Raw genomic sequence first — 15,219 nt, 5'->3', positions numbered from 1 at the left:
GGCGGTCGTGGTGGCCAAGGCGTCGGACCTGCGCAAGGACGTCATCGACATTCGATCCGGGCGGCGGCTGGGCGAGTTAATCGACATCGAGATCGATGAGAAGTCCGGGCGCATCACGGCAATCGTGGTTCCGGGGGAAGGGCGCTGGTTCGGCCTCTTCGGCGGCGGCCCCGACATCGTGATCCCCTGGACGAAGATCGTCTGCATCGGGCCGGACTGCATCCTGGTCGAGATCGACCGGCCGGTGCCGCTCTGAGCCCGGGCCCTGACCACGCCCGCATACATCCCGTGCGGAGCGGTTCACCCTTCGGCGTGGTGAGCCGCTCCGCACGTTTGCCGCGACCGTGCGGCGCGGCGCATCGCACACACCGATTCTCTGGTAGAATAATGAATATGAAAAATGCACGATGAGAGGGGTTGGCGCCGGGTGGGCGAGGCCGCGTGGGGCGAACATGACGGGGTGGCGCTGCTGCACCTGACCGCCCTGGAGGCGCTGGGAGGCGTGCAGGCCGTGTTCACCGGCCGGCACGGCGGGGTGAGCGCCCGCTGGGGCGACGGCCTCAACTGGAGCATGAGCGTGGGCGACCTGCCCGAGAACGTGGAGGAGAACCGGCGGCGGAGCCTGACCGCGCTGGGCCTTGCGCCCGGCGATGCCGTGATGGCCGGCCTGGTACACGGCAGCCGGGTGGTGGCGGTGCCGGCGGACGAACCGCCGGAGCGGGTGTGGGGCCTCGGCGGAATGCTGCCCGCCGGCGGGCCGGGGAATCGTACGCCGGGCGCGCGCGGGGGGCCGGATGCCGACGGGGCGCGGAGGTCCAACGTGCCTGGGGCCGGGCAGATTCGGGTGGTGCCGGATACCGACGCACTCATCACCGACCGGCGCCGCCTGGCCCTGGTGGTCACGGCGGCCGACTGCGTTCCCATTTACCTCTACGATCCCGTCCGCCGGGTGATCGGCGTGGCCCATGCGGGCTGGCGCGGCACCGTGGCCGGCATCGCCGCCGCCACGGTTCGGGCGATGGCGGTCCGGTTCGGCTGCGACCCGGCGCAGGTGCACGCCGCCATCGGCCCCTCGATCGGCCCCTGCTGCTACGAGGTGGACGAGCCGGTGGCCGGCCCCGTCCGCCAGTACTACGGAGACCGGGCCGCGGCACTGCTGCGCCCCGCCGCCCGGCCCGGGCGGTACATGCTCGACCTCTGGAGCGCGAACCGGCTGGACCTCGAGTCCGCCGGGGTGCGGTATGTGTCCACGGCGGGCGTCTGCACGTCGTGCCGGTGTGACCTGCTCTTCAGCCACCGGGCGGAGAACGGCACCGCCGGCCGCGGCGCGGCGATCATCGCCCTGCGCTGAAGACCTCCACTCGAGCCGGGAGGGGGTTGGCATGCCCTCGCAGAACCACAGACCGCCTCGACTCAGGCACCGTCGCCGGCGGCGTTGGCCCGTCCTGCTGCTGGCGGGCAGCGCCGTCGTGGTCGCCGTCTACGCCTTCCGGGGCGGGCCCCTTCCGGCCACCGTGGCCGAAGACCCGGAGCCGCTCAGCGGGGTGCGCGTCGGCACGCTGGCGGTCACCCTGGATGCCGACGCGGTCCTCGTCCGGCGTGAGCAGGTGGTGCGGACACCCCGGGCGGGCTTCGTCCGCCACCTGGCTGAGGAGGGTGCCCGGGTGCGCGTCGGCGGCGAGGTGGTCGAGTTCACCCCCGGTGGGGCGGCAGCGGTGACGGTCCAGGAGCAGCCCAGGCAGAACACCCCGGTTCCGGCCGGCAGCGGTGAGTCGGGGTCCGGCGCCCCGACCCGAGACGCCACCGGGCCGCTGCCCTTGCTGCCCTCCGCCGCCCGCCAGGAGTTCGAGCGGCTGGCGGCCGACATCCACGCCACGGCGGTGGCCCTGAACGAGGCGCAGGCCCGGGGCGAGCCCACGGCCGCGTACCAGGAGCGGCTGGACGAGCTGGCCCGGGCCCAGAACGCGCTGCTGCCGGCCCTGCGGGAAGAGGCGGCCAGTGGCGGCGGCGCTGCGGCGTCGCTCCCTTCGCTGCCGGCGCGGTCGGCGTCGACGGCCGGCGGGGCCGGAGGCGCCGCGACGGGCCCGGGCGGGGGGACGGAATGGGCGGAAGAGCCGATGTGGACCGGCGAGGCGCAGGTGGTCACCACGTCCGTCTCCGGCGTCGTGCTCTACCAGACCGACGGCCTCGAGGAGGTGCTCACGCCGGAGGCCGTGGCCCGCTGGGGCCCGCGGGACCTGCTGAACCTGCCCTACGCGGACGTGACCGAGCTCGCCGAGGGGCCGGTGGCCCGGGGCGGTGCGCTCTTCAAGCTGGTGGACGATCTGGAGATGGAGATGCTGCTCCTGGTGCCGGCAGACCGCCTCACGGCCGGCATGCGGTCCGATCTGCTCGAGCGGGGGGCGTCGCTGGAAGTGGCCGGCCGCGATCTGCCGCTCCAGGCGACGGTGCTCCGCATCGCCGAGGAGGGCGAGCACGTCCTGCTGCACCTGAGCGCACCGCTGCCCTCCGGCGATGCGCTGCGGCTCCGGCGCATGCGGGTGACCCTGCGGCTGGCCGAGTACGAGGGCACGATCCTGCCCCGGGCGGCGGTGGACGTCCAGGAGGGCCGGACGGGGGTGTGGGTTGCACGACGGGGCGGCTACGCGTTCGTGCCGGTACGGGTCCTCGGCGGCACCGCCGACGAGGTGGCGGTGGAGTCGAACCTGCCGCGCGACGCCCAGGTGCTGGTGGCGCCGCCGCCACCGGCCGCCCGGCGGCTCACGGAGTAGAGACAGAGGTTGGGAAATCCATCCGGCACTGGAAGGGAAGTTGATTCGCGGTGTCGAACATCAAGGAAAACATAGGGTTGATTCAGGAACAGATCAGGCAGGCCGCGCTGCGGGCCGGGCGCGACCCGGCCGGGGTGAAGCTGATCGCCGTCTCCAAGACCCGCACGGTCGCCGAGATCGAGGAGGCCCTCGCCTGTGGGATCCGCGACTTCGGCGAGAACCGGGTGCAGGAGCTGCGCAGCAAGGCCCCGCTATTGGCGGAGGAGGGCCCGACGTGGCACCTGATCGGCACATTGCAGACCAATAAGGTAAAGCAGGCTCTGGAATGGGCCGAGCTGATCCACTCGCTGGACCGGGTGTCGCTTCTGGAGGAGCTGGTCAAACAGGCGGAGCGCCGCGGGCGTCCCTGTGACGTACTGGTGCAGGTGAACGTCTCCGGCGAGGCGACCAAACACGGCCTGGCTCCGGGGGATCTGGAGCCGTTCCTGCGCCGGGTGGCGCAGCAGCGGTGGGTGCGGGTGCGTGGCCTGATGACCATGGCGCCGTATTCCCCCGACCCCGAGCAGGCCCGCCCCTACTTCCGCCGCCTGCGGGAGCTGCGGGACCAGATGCGCGCCCTGGGGCTGGAGGGGGTCAGCATGGAGCACCTGTCCATGGGAATGTCCGGCGACTTCGTCGTCGGTGTGGAGGAGGGCGCCACCATGGTCCGCGTGGGCACCGCCATCTTTGGCCCGCGGGACTGAGGGGCGAGTGAATGGGGCACGTGGAAAGAAGCACCCGGGGAGGTAACCTGTACATGCCGAACAAGCCGGGCCTGTGGAGTAGACTGGTTGACTACCTGGGGTTCGGTCCCGAAGAGGACGAGTTTGAGGACGAGGAGCTGGAAGAGGAGGTCGCTCCCGTCGCGTATCAGGAGGAACCTCGCCGTACGGCTGTGACCGACCGGCGGGACAAGGTCGTACCCATCAGCGCGGTTCCGGCAAAGCAGGGGGCGCTGAAGGTGATCGTCGTGGAGCCCCGCTCCTTCGAGGAGGTCCAGACGATCGTCGACCAGATGAAGGCCAGGCGGCCGGTCATCCTCAACCTTGAGGGGCTGGACAAGGATCTGGCCCAGAAGATCCTCAACTTCCTCAACGGCGCCATCTACGCGCTCAACGGCGAGACCCAGCGCGTGTCGGCGGGCATCTTCTTCTACGCCCCGCCCGGCGTGGACGTCTCCACCATGGGCCGCGGGCTCACCGGCACGGCGATCGGCGGCGGCGCTGTCGACCTGCCCCCCGGTGTGCTCGAGAAGCTGACGGGCCAGACGGCCAGCACCCGCGAGAACGATCTCCTGGCCAGGGCGACTGGGCGCAAGGAGGAGGGCGCCCCGACCTCCATCGACCGGTCGAAGTTCGACTGGCGTAACAGCTAGGCGCCCCCTGACTTCGTACGAGAGGAGATCCAAACTGGATGATGGGACTCCTTTACCGCACCCTCAGCATCTTCCTCTCCATCGTCGAGGTGCTGATCTGGGCGCGTGTGCTCATGTCGTGGTTCCGACCCCGTTATCGAACCAGCAGCAACAGCTGGTTCTTTCAGCTTGAGGAGTATGTTTGGCGGGCGACGGAGCCGTTGCTTGCCCCCATCCGCAACATCCTCCCCAACACGGGCATGGTGGACTTCTCGCCCTTCGTGTTGTTGATCCTCGTAGCGATGGTGCGGCGTTTGCTGGTGGGGTTGCTCCTCTACTAGGGGCAGGAGGACGAGAACAAGATGGCGCTCACCCCTGTGGATATCAGCAATAAGGAATTCCCGGTGCGGATGCGCGGCTACGACCGCGATGCGGTGGACGATTTTCTCGACCAGGTGGTGCAGGAGTTCGAGCAGCTGATCCGGGAAAACACCAGCCTGCGGGAGCAGATTGAGCAACTGCAGCAGCGGCTGGAGCAGTACAAGGACCTCGAACAGTCGATCAACCGGACGCTGATGCTCGCCGAGCAGGCGGCGGAGGAGATCAAGGAGAGCGCCCGCCGCGAGGCGGAACTGCTGATGAGCCAGACCCGGGCCCAGGTGGAGCGCATGTTGGAGAACGGCCAGGCCAAGGCGCGGCAGATCATGGCCGAGAACAGCGACCTGATCCGGGTGCTGGAGACCCTGCGCACCCAGGTGCGGGCCATGCTGAAGGCACAGCTGGACGCCCTGGATGGGCTGCCTGACCCGCTCAGCCAGCTGACCGCGCCGCGGCTGAACAGCCCCGGCAACGGCGATCAGGGTTAGCGAAGCGCCTTGACAGCCCGGACCGCCCGTGGTAACCTAAGCCAATAATGTCACCGGCGATGATGAGGACGAGTAGCAGGCGGACGCGGGTCAGAGAGCCGGTCACCGGGTGCGAGACCGGTCCCGGGCGCAGCCTGTGAAGATCACCTCGGAGCTCCTGCCCGAGCCCCGCACAGGGTGCAACCCCGGCGGGAGGTAGGCGCAGGCGGTTTCGCCACCGTTATCCCGGCGTCAGAGTGCGCAACAGGCACGGGCCGTTGCAGACAGCGGGCGGGTTGCAGGCGGCGGACGGGGTCCGCGAGGCTCCCCCGTTCCGGCCCGGATTTCCGGATGGGGAACGACTCGACCCGCTGACCAGCACGTCCCGGGATCGTGTGGCCTGTTGCACAAGAAGGGTGGTACCGCGAGCAGAGCCTCGCCCCTTACCGGGGCGAGGCTTTTCAGTTCTTCTGGGGGGAGTTGCATCGATGTCTGAGAAAACCGACTACAAGGCAACGTTGAACATGCCCCGCACCGACTTCCCGATGCGGGCCAATCTGCCCACCCGGGAGCCGCAGCAACTCAAGGCCTGGGAGGAGATGGACCTCTACCACACGGTTCAGCGGGCCACGGCCGGCCGGCCGAAGTTCGTGCTGCACGACGGCCCTCCCTACGCCAACGGCAACATCCACCTGGGCACGGCCCTGAACAAGATCCTGAAGGACATCATCGTCAAGCACGCCACGATGGTCGGCTACGACGCCCCGTACGTGCCCGGCTGGGATATGCACGGCCTGCCCATCGAGCTGCAGGCCCTCAAGGAGATGAAGATCGACCGCAGCAAGATCGATCCGCTGGAGCTGCGGAAGCGCTGCCACGAGTTCGCCCACCACTGGCTGAACGTCCAGCGGGAGCAGTTCAAGCGGCTGGGGGTCCGGGGCGACTGGGACCATCCTTACAAGACCCTCAGCCCTGAGTTCGAGGCCAAGGAGGTAGAGGTCTTCGGCGCCATGGCGGCGCAGGGCCACATCTACCGGGGGCTGAAGCCGGTCTACTGGTGCCCGCACTGCGAGACCGCCCTGGCCGAGGCCGAGATCGAGTACGCCGAGAAGACCTCGTTCTCGATCTACGTGCGCTTCCCCGTGGTCGATGCCCGGGGCCGGCTGCCCGAGGGGAGCTACCTGGTGATCTGGACCACCACCCCGTGGACCATCCCCGCCAACCTGGCGATCTGCGTTCACCCCGACGTGGAGTACGGCATCTATCCCACCGAAAAGGGCACGCTGGTGCTGGCCACCGCCCTGGCGGAGAAGTTCTTCGCCGCCGTGGGCCTGCCCGCCGCAGAGGCGACCGCCACCCTGAAGGGGTCCGAGCTGGAGGGGATCACCTACCGCCACCTGCTCTACGACCGGGTTTCGCCGGTGATCCTGGGCGAGCACGTCACCACCGAGGACGGCACCGGCCTGGTGCACACGGCCCCGGGGCACGGCCAGGAGGACTTCGAGGTGGGCCAGAAGTACGGGCTCTCCGTGCTGAACCCGGTGAACGACAAGGGCGTGTTCACCGAGGAGGCCGGGCCCTTCGCCGGGATGTTCATCGAGAAGGCGAACCCGGAGATCATCCGGGCCCTGGACGAGGCGGGCATGCTCATGGCCCAGGGCAAGATCCGGCACCAGTACGCCCACTGCTGGCGCTGCAAGAACCCGGTGATCTACCGGGCCACGGTGCAGTGGTTCGTGCGGGTGGAGGGCTTCATGGACGCCGCCAAGGAGGCCATGAACCACGTCCGGTGGATCCCCGAGTGGGGCTATAACCGCATGTACAACATGATCGAAGGCCTGGCCGACTGGTGCATCAGCCGGCAGCGCTCCTGGGGCCTGCCGATCCCCATCCTCACCTGCTCCCACTGCAACGAGCCCTCCTTCGACCCGAGGGTCTTCGCCCGGGTGGCCGAGATCTTCCGCACCGAGGGCTCGGACGCCTGGTGGCGCCGCCCGGCCGAGGACTTCATGCCCGAGGGCGGCCTCACCTGCGCCAAGTGCGGCTCCCACAGCTTCCATAAGGAGAAGGACATCCTCGACGTCTGGTTCGACTCCGGCTCCACCCACGTGGGCGTGCTCGAGACCCGGCCCGAGCTCACCTGGCCGGCCGACATGTACCTGGAAGGCTCCGACCAGCACCGCGGCTGGTTCAAGTCGTCGCTGCTCACGTCGGTGGTGGCGCGGGGCGGCAAGCCGCCCTATAAGGCGGTGCTCACCCATGGCTTCACCGTCGACGAGCAGGGGCGGAAGATGTCCAAGTCGCTGGGCAACGTGGTCGACCCGGCGAAGGTCATCCAGCAGTACGGCGCCGACATCCTGCGCCTCTGGGTCGCCTCCACCGACTACCGGAACGACATGGCGCTCTCGGAGAACATCCTGAAGCAGGTGGCCGACGCCTACCGGAAGATCCGGAACACGCTCCGCTACCTGCTGGGCAACCTGTACGACTTCAACCCCGAGACCGACATGCTCGGGCGCGACGACCTCCTGGAGATCGACCGCTGGCAGATGCACCGCCTCCAGGAGGTGGTGAAGCGGGTCTCCGACGCCTACCGGAAGTACGAGTTCCACGTGGTCTACCACACGCTGAACAACTACTGCGCGGTGGACCTCTCGGCCGTCTACCTCGACATCCTGAAGGACCGGCTCTACACCAGCGCCCCCGCCTCCCGCGAGCGGCGTTCGGCGCAGACCGTCCTCTACCACGTGGCCGACGCCCTCATCCGCATGCTCACGCCCATCCTCTCGTTCACCGCCGAGGAGGCCTACGGCTACCTGCCCAAGCCGGCCGATTCGCCGATTACCTGCCAGTTGCTCACGATGCCCGAGGTGGACCCCGCCTGGGTGGACGACGCCCTGGCCGAGGAGTGGGCGAAGCTGATGGAGGTGCGTGAGGCGGTGCAGCTGGTGCTGGAGAAGGCCCGCACCGACAAGCTGATCGGCTCCAGCCAGGAGGCCGCCGTCCACCTCTACACCACCGGCGGCGAGGGGTCGCTGGCGGAGCTGCTGGAGAAGCACCTGCCCGACCTGCCCTCGGTGTTCATCGTGTCGGATGTGAAGCTCTTCACGGGCGGCCAGTCCGCTCCCAGCGGCACCTACTTCGGCGAGGGCCCCGGCGACCTGTCGGTCGAGGTGGTGAAGGCCAGCGGCCAGAAGTGCGAGCGCTGCTGGAACTACCGGGAGCTCGGGGTGGTCGCCGAGCACCCGACGCTCTGCGAGCGCTGCGCCGGCGTGGTGCTCTCGCTGAATCTCGAACAGGGCTAGTCGTTCCCTTTCGGCCCCGCAGGCGAAGGCGGTTCCGCCGCAGCCTGCGGGGCCTCGCCGCGCCGGCGGGCGCCCGGCCGTGGCCGGAACGGGAAGGAGGGCGACCCCGGAGCACCCAGACAACAGCGCAGGGCTGCGGCCTGAGGCCACAGCCCTGCGTCGTGATCCGCGTACCGATCAGGGAGCTACTTCGTCACGCTCTCCTTGATCTCCTCAATCTCCTTTTTCACCTCGGCGATCTCTTCATCGGCGCCCTTGACGGACTCCTTGAAGCTCCGGATGGACTCGCCGAGGGACCGCGCCAGCTGAGGCAGCTTGGCGGGTCCGAAGATGAGGAGGGCGACGACGAGAATCAGGATCACCTCGCCGGCTCCGAACCTGCCCATGGGTACTCCCCCCAACATCCGGGCCTTTCTCGGTCGTGCGTCAACTGGGAAAGAGCCGGGCTCAACGGTTGACCTGGGATGGCCCTACCCAACGGTACGCTGACTAGGTGGTCTTCTTGTACGGCACGCCGTCGGCCGCAGGGGCGACGGACTTGCCCACGAAGCCGGCCAGGATCAGCATGGTGAGCACGTACGGGATCATGTTGAAGAACTGGGACGGGATGCCCTCGATGCCCATCAGCTGGAAGATCGTGCTCAGCGACTGTGCGGCGCCGAACAGCAGCGTGGCACCCATGGCGCCGATCGGGTTCCAGTTGCCGAAGATCATGGCGGCGAGGGCGATGAAGCCCTTGCCGGCGCTCATGCCGCGGACGAACCGGGAGAGCAGGCCGATGGAGAGCGCCGCACCCGCCAGGCCGCCCAGGACGCCGGAGAGGAGCACGCCGGCGTAGCGCATCTTGAACACGTTGATGCCGAGGGTATCGGCCGCCAGCGGATGCTCACCCACCGACCGCAGCCGCAGGCCCCAGGGGGTCCGGTACAGGACCACCCAGGAGAGGATGGCCAGGCCGAAAGCGATGTAGACGATCAGGTTCAGGGGGCCGATGTCCGGCAGCGAGGCGACCTTGGGCGAGCCGCCGCCCTGGCCCCAGACCCGGTTCAGCATGAACTCGGTGAAGCCGGTGGCCAGCAGGTTGATGGCCGTGCCGCTCACCACCTGGTCGGCGTGGTACTTGATCGAGGCGATGGCGTGCAGCCCCGCCATGACCACGCCGATGGCGATGGCGCCCAGCAGGCCGAGCCAGGCACTGCCGGTGAGGAACGAGACGTAGACCGCACCCCAGGCACCCGCCAGCATGATGCCTTCCAGGGCGATGTTGACGACGCCCGACCGCTCCGAGAAGACGCCGCCCAGCGCCGCCAGCAGGAGCGGGGTGGCCGCCCGCAGGGTGGCGATGACGAAGGTGAAAAGCGCCCAGCTCATGCCGCCGGCACCCCCTTCTTCGCGCTGCGCTTCTGCAGGAAGTTCCAGAGGCTCTCAGCCGCGACGAACAGGATGACGATACCCTGCACGATGGAGACCACGGCCTTGGGCACGTCAGCCATCGCCTGCATCAGGGGACTGCTGGCGTCAAGCGCACCGAAGAGCAGCGCCGCAAGACAGACGCCCACCGGATGCAGCCGGCCCACCAGGGCGACGGCGATGCCGTCGAACCCGTAACCCACCAGCGTCGAGGTTTCGTTGAACCGGTGGTTCAGGCCCATGGTCTGAACCGAGCCGGCCATGCCGGCGATGGCGCCGGAGATGGCCATGGTGAGGATGAGTGCCTTGGCGACCGAGATGCCGCCGTACTCCGCCGCACCCGGCGAGTAACCCACGGCGCGGATCTCGTAGCCCAGCGACGTCTTGAAAAGGATGAACCAGACCACCACGGCGGTGGCCAGGGCGATCCAGATGCCGGTGTGCAGCCGGGAGCCGGGGATGAGCCCCTGCGTCAGCCAGGCGGTCTCCTGCAGGTCGTAGGAGGAGGCCCGGCTGTTGTCCGGCCGCAGGTAGGTCTTCAGGAGCCAGTCGCAGAGGAAGAGGGCGATCCAGTTCATCATGATGGAGTTGATGACCTCGTGGACGCCCTTCCAGGCCTTGAGCAGGCCCACGATGCCGCCCCAGATGGCGCCTGCGACGGCGCCCGCGGCCAGCGCCAGGATGGGGTGCAGCCACGCAAACCCCTGCGGCGGGGTCCACCAGACGCCCACCACCACCGTGGCGACCTGGGCCACCAGATACTGGCCTTCCACGCCGATGTTGAACAGGCCGGCCCGGTAAGCGAAGGCCACCGCCAGGCCCGTGAAGATGAGCGGGATGGTGGAGACCAGGACGTTACCGAACATACGGGGGCTCCCGGCCACCGCCTGCACAAAGGCCTGAGCAGCTTTGACCGGATCCTTCCCTGCGACGATGATGCAGAGGATGCCGACCGCCAGGCCCACCACGGTGGCCAGCACGGGTACGGCAAAGGTCCGCAACCCCTGCTTGAGCGTTTCCTTCCACCGAGCTTCCTCAGGCACCGGCGCCACCTCCCATCATCAGGAGACCAAGCTTCTCCTCGGTGGCTTCGTGCCCGGGCACCTCGGCCACCACCTGGCCCTTGTACATCACCAGGATGCGGTCGGCCAGGTTCATGATCTCGTCCAGCTCAAGCGAGACCAGCAGCACGGCCCGGCCTGCATCCCGCTCCGCCACCAGGTTGCGGTGAATGAACTCGATGGCGCCCACGTCGAGGCCCCGGGTGGGCTGGACGGCGATGAGCAGCTTCGGATTCCGGAGGATCTCGCGGCCCACGATGACCTTCTGCTGGTTGCCGCCGGAGAGCGACCGCGCCAGGTAGTCGTAGCGGGGCGGGCGCACGTCGAACTCGCTGATCACCCGCTTGGCCTCGTCGACCATCTTCTGGTAGCTCAGGACTCCCCGCCGTGCAAACGCCCGGTGGTTGCCCAGGGCGGCGTTCTCGGCCACCGTGAAGTTCAGCACCAGGCCGCGCTTCTGCCGGTCCTCGGGGATGTGGCCCACCCCGGCCTCGCGGATGCGCCGCGGGCTCTGGCCCGTCACGTCCTGGCCGTTCACCACGACCCGTCCGGCGGTGGGTTTGCGCAGGCCGGTGAGGCACGCGATGAGCTCCGACTGGCCGTTGCCGTCCACGCCCGCGATGCCCACAATCTCGCCGGCCCGTACCTGGAACGAGACGTCCTGCACTGCCGGCACGCCCCGGTCGTTCTTGGCGTGCAGGTGCTCCACCTGCAGCACCACTTCCTTCGGCTCTGCGGGCTTCTTGTCCACCCGCAGCACGACCTCGCGGCCCACCATCAGGCGTGCGAGTTCCTCCTCGCTCTGACCGGCGGCGTCCAGCGTGGCGATCTTCTTGCCGCGCCGCAGCACGGTCACCCGGTCAGCGAGGTGGAGGACCTCCTTCAGCTTGTGGGTGATGATGATGATCGTGTGGCCGTCGGCCACCAGCCGCTTCATGACCTTGCCCAGCTCCTCGACCTCCTGCGGCGTCAGCACCGCCGTCGGCTCGTCGAGGATGAGGAGCTCAGCGCCGCGGTAGAGCGCTTTCAGAATCTCCACGCGCTGCTGCTGGCCCACGGAGATGGACTCGATCCTGTCGTCGGGGTTCACCTCCAGGCCGAAGCGCTGAGAGAGTTCCAGCACCTGCCGCCGGGCTTCCTTCATATCCAGCAGGTGGTTCCTCCGGGCCACCTCCTTGCCCAGGGTGATGTTCTCGGCCACGGTGAAGACCGGCACCAGCATGAAGTGCTGGTGCACCATGCCGATCCCCAGGTCAATGGCCTGCCGGGGATTCCGGATCTTCACCTCCTGGTTTTTCCAGAAGATGCGTCCTTCGTCCGGCGTGTACAGGCCGTAGAGGATGTTCATCAGGGTCGTCTTGCCGGCGCCGTTCTCGCCGAGGAGGGCGTGAATCTCGCCCTCACGGACCTCCAGGTCGATGTGGTCGTTTGCCACCAGCGACCCGAACCGTTTGGTGATTCCTTCGAGTCTCAGTAGCATCTGATAGGTAAAGGGTGGGACCGGAGTCCCACCCTTTTTCCCCCCTTCTCCCGGTGATCCTGACCGTCAGGGTCTTACAGTGCAGGCGGGGTCCAAGTGTCGGCCTCCTCAGGCGTCTCCGGGACGGTCACCTTGCCCTCCTTGATAGCCTGCGCCCACTTGTCGACCTCATCCTTGGTGCCTTCGGGGATCTTGTCCCACAGGGTGGTGTCGGCGTAGCCCACGCCATCGTCAGCGAGGCCGAACCGCATCACCTGACCGGCGGGGAAGTTGCCCTCGACGGCCTGCTTGATCACGTCGTAGACCGCCACGTCAACCCGCTTGATCATCGAGGTGAGGACGTTGTTCGGGGCCAGGTAGTTCTGGTCGGAGTCGACGCCGATGGCGAAGAGGTTCTTCTCCTCGGCCGCCTCGATCACGCCCTGGCCGGTGCCGCCGGCGGCGTGGAAGACGACGTCAGCGCCCGCGTTGAACATCGAGAGGGCGATGTCCTTGCCCTTGGCCGGGTCGTCGAAGGCGGCGGCGTAGATCACGTCCACCTGGCAGTCGGGGCAGGCGGCCTTCACGCCAGCCCGGTAACCGGCCTCAAACCGGCCGATAACGGGGCTCTCCACGCCACCGACGAAGCCGACCCGCTTGGTCTGGGTGGTCTTGCCGGCGATGTAGCCGACCAGGAACGAGCCCTCCTGCTCCTTGAACAGGACGGAAGCAGCGTTGGGCTGGTTCACCTGCTCGTCGATCAGGGCGAACTTGTGGTCCGGGTTGTTCTTGGCCACCTCGTCCAGGGCAGCCTGCATCATGAAGCCGACGCCCCAGACCAGGTCAGCACCGCCGTCGATCAGGGTCTGCAGGTTGGTGATGTAGTCCTCCTGACGCTTCGACTCGATGACGATCTTGTCGATGCCGAGTTCCTCAACAGCCCGCATGATGCCCCGGTAAGCCGCTGCGTTGAAGGAGTCGTCGTCCAGGCCGCCAACGTCCGTGGCCATGCCGACGGTGAAGTCGACCTTAGCCGGCGTCTGCTCCTGCGGCTGCTGGGTCTGCTGCTCCTCCTGCTGCTGCTGCCCCTGCTGGGCCGGAGGCTGCTGGCTGGGCGTCTCCTGCTTGGCGCCGCCACAGCCTGCCAGCAACGACAGGGTCAGGGCCGCAACGGTGAGTTTCGCGAACCATTTGTGAGCCATCCACATTACCTCCTACGGCTGATCTTTGTGTGCTCCAGAACCAACGGCCCGGGCCAAATCATACCATGCGTGAAACGCTGTTTCCAGCATGGATGATTGGGGCAGAGCTGCCGGGCAGCCCTGCACTTTCCGGACGCATACACAATTTCGCTGATGAGGTGGGCTTCTCCTCTCCGCACCTCCAAAATCTTCACGCGTTCACAAGTGTGGACCTGGCAACGGCCGCTTGGATGCAGTATGCCCCGGGCTCCGGGTTTGTCTGCACCGGCGGCCGCCGCGGCGCCGGCACACGCCTGGCGCTGGCGGTTTGGCGATCGCCGGACCGGCGGGCGCCGGTGCGCGCAGCGGCTCGGGTCGCGGCTCCCCACAGTGGCAGGGGCGAGGGGCACCTAGCGCATGTTCTCCGCCAGGTGGTGCCAGAAGCGGTACAGCGCCCGCATGCCGGCGTCGAAGTTCTCGAGGTGGAAGTGCTCGTCCGGAGCGTGGAAGTTCTCCTCCTCCAGGCTGAAGCCCATCATCACGATGGGCGCGCCCAGAACCCGCTGGAAGGTTCCCACCACCGGGATCGAGCCGCCGCTGCGGATGAAGCGGGCCTCGGCGCCGTACGCCTCGGTGAGCGCCTGCATCGCCGCCTGGATGGCCGGGTGGTCGATGGGCGTGATCACGGCGGGGGCGCCTCCGCCGCGCCGGACCTCCACCTTGACGCCGGGCGGGCAGTGGGCCTTCAGGTGCGCCTCGACGGCGTCGAGCACCCGCTCCGGGTCCTGGTCGGGCACGAGCCGGCAGGTGATCTTCGCCCCGGCCCGGCACGGGATGACCGTCTTGGTGCCCTCGCCTTGGAAGCCGCCGAAGATACCGTTGATCTCGAGCGTCGGCCGGGCCCAGAGCCGCTCGAGGGCGGTGTAGCCGGGCTCGCCGGGCAGGGCGGTCACGCCCAGGTCGGCCATGAAGGCCTGCTCGTCAAACTGCAGGGCGGCGAAGGAGTCCCGCTCCTCCTGGGAGAGCGGCCGTACCTGGTCGTAGAACCCCTCCACGGCCACGGCCCCGTCGGGACGGTGCAGGGTGGCCAGCAGCCGGGCCAGCGCCTGGGCCGCGTTGGGCGCCGCACCGCCGAAGGCGCCGGAGTGCAGGTCGCCCTTGGCCCCGACCACGTGCACCTCCAGGGCGGCCAGGCCCCGCAGGGCATACGTCAGCGACGGCACGCCCCGGGCGTAGAGGGCGGTGTCGGAGATGACCACCACGTCGGCCTTCAGCAGGTCGGCGTGGGCGGAGACGAACCGCTCCAGGTTCTCGGAGCCGGACTCCTCCTCGCCCTCGATGAGCAGTTTCACGTTGACGGGCAGGCGGCCCTCCACCGCCAGCAGGGCCTCGATCACCTTCAGGTGCATGAAGACCTGGCCCTTGTCGTCGCTGGCGCCGCGGGCGTAGAGCTTGCCGTCCCGGATGGTGGGCTCGAACGGGGGCGTCGTCCAGAGGTCCACGGGGTCCACGGGCTGCACGTCATAGTGGCCGTAGATCAGTGCCTTGGGCCCGCCGGGGCAGTCCATCCGCTCGGCGTGGACCACCGGGTGGCCCCCCGTCTCCATGACCTCCACCCGGTGGAGCCCGATCCGGCGCATCTCCCGGGCCAGCCACTCGGCGGCCCGGCGCACGTCGGCCTTGTGCTCCGAGAGGGCCGAGATGGAGGGGATGCGCAGCAGTTCCATGAGCTGCTTCAGGTGTTCCTCGCGGTGCGCGGTCAGGTATGCGTCTCCCTGATGCACGATCAACACG

14 protein-coding genes are annotated in these 15,219 nt (G+C 68.4%); 8 read left to right on the top strand and 6 right to left on the bottom strand.

Going from position 1 to position 15,219, the window contains the following annotated elements; all coding sequences use genetic code 11:
• The first annotated feature begins 10 nt into the window (after positions 1–10).
• The 8 genes from AB2385_RS09715 (at position 11) to ileS (ending at position 8,314) form a co-directional block, all read left to right on the top strand.
• Positions 11–256, top strand: coding sequence for a YlmC/YmxH family sporulation protein (locus AB2385_RS09715; protein ID WP_367654777.1), 246 nt, complete (start codon positions 11–13; stop codon positions 254–256).
• 171 nt (positions 257–427) lie between these two features.
• A complete protein-coding gene (gene pgeF, locus AB2385_RS09710; RefSeq protein ID WP_367654776.1) occupies positions 428–1,351 on the top strand; it encodes a peptidoglycan editing factor PgeF in 924 nt (307 codons plus the stop codon).
• A gap of 31 nt (positions 1,352–1,382) precedes the next feature.
• Entirely contained in the window at positions 1,383–2,771 is a 1,389-nt protein-coding gene (locus AB2385_RS09705) for an HlyD family efflux transporter periplasmic adaptor subunit (protein ID WP_367654775.1), read from the top strand.
• A 50-nt stretch (positions 2,772–2,821) separates the two neighbouring features.
• Positions 2,822–3,514, top strand: coding sequence for a YggS family pyridoxal phosphate-dependent enzyme (locus tag AB2385_RS09700; protein WP_367654774.1), 693 nt, complete (start codon positions 2,822–2,824; stop codon positions 3,512–3,514).
• Positions 3,515–3,567: 53 nt separating this feature from the next.
• On the top strand, positions 3,568–4,185 hold the full coding sequence (locus AB2385_RS09695; RefSeq protein ID WP_367654773.1) for a cell division protein SepF: 618 nt from the start codon (positions 3,568–3,570) through the stop codon (positions 4,183–4,185).
• Between the two features lie 38 nt (positions 4,186–4,223).
• Entirely contained in the window at positions 4,224–4,505 is a 282-nt protein-coding gene (locus AB2385_RS09690) for a YggT family protein (protein ID WP_367654772.1), read from the top strand.
• A 21-nt stretch (positions 4,506–4,526) separates the two neighbouring features.
• Entirely contained in the window at positions 4,527–5,030 is a 504-nt protein-coding gene (locus AB2385_RS09685) for a DivIVA domain-containing protein (RefSeq protein WP_367654771.1), read from the top strand.
• Positions 5,031–5,497: 467 nt separating this feature from the next.
• Entirely contained in the window at positions 5,498–8,314 is a 2,817-nt protein-coding gene (gene ileS / locus AB2385_RS09680) for an isoleucine--tRNA ligase (protein WP_367654770.1), read from the top strand.
• 185 nt (positions 8,315–8,499) lie between these two features.
• Here ileS and tatA read toward each other — a convergent pair whose 3' ends face one another.
• From tatA to AB2385_RS09650, 6 genes are all read right to left on the bottom strand, one after another.
• Positions 8,500–8,700: a twin-arginine translocase TatA/TatE family subunit gene (gene tatA, locus AB2385_RS09675; protein ID WP_367654769.1), complete on the bottom strand. Its 201-nt coding sequence runs from the start codon at positions 8,698–8,700 to the stop codon at positions 8,500–8,502.
• A 103-nt stretch (positions 8,701–8,803) separates the two neighbouring features.
• A complete protein-coding gene (locus AB2385_RS09670) occupies positions 8,804–9,685 on the bottom strand; it encodes an ABC transporter permease (RefSeq protein WP_367654768.1) in 882 nt (293 codons plus the stop codon).
• Complete coding sequence (locus tag AB2385_RS09665; protein ID WP_367654767.1) at positions 9,682–10,767, bottom strand: ABC transporter permease; 1,086 nt, start codon at positions 10,765–10,767, stop codon at positions 9,682–9,684. Before AB2385_RS09665 ends, AB2385_RS09670 begins: the two co-directional genes overlap by 4 nt.
• Positions 10,760–12,265: an ABC transporter ATP-binding protein gene (locus AB2385_RS09660; protein ID WP_367654766.1), complete on the bottom strand. Its 1,506-nt coding sequence runs from the start codon at positions 12,263–12,265 to the stop codon at positions 10,760–10,762. Before AB2385_RS09660 ends, AB2385_RS09665 begins: the two co-directional genes overlap by 8 nt.
• A gap of 74 nt (positions 12,266–12,339) precedes the next feature.
• The gene (locus AB2385_RS09655; protein WP_367654765.1) at positions 12,340–13,446 is read right to left on the bottom strand and encodes a BMP family protein; all 1,107 of its coding nucleotides are present in this window, start codon (positions 13,444–13,446) and stop codon (positions 12,340–12,342) included.
• A 389-nt stretch (positions 13,447–13,835) separates the two neighbouring features.
• On the bottom strand, positions 13,836–15,209 hold the full coding sequence (locus AB2385_RS09650) for a dipeptidase (protein WP_367654764.1): 1,374 nt from the start codon (positions 15,207–15,209) through the stop codon (positions 13,836–13,838).
• Positions 15,210–15,219: the final 10 nt, after the last annotated feature.

It is taken from the genome of Symbiobacterium sp., from assembly GCF_040797425.1.
In the GTDB taxonomy this organism is placed as follows: domain Bacteria; phylum Bacillota; class Sulfobacillia; order Symbiobacteriales; family Symbiobacteriaceae; genus Symbiobacterium.
The sequence above is the reverse complement of the archived record's forward strand: the minus strand, read 5'-3'. Positions and strand labels throughout refer to the sequence as shown.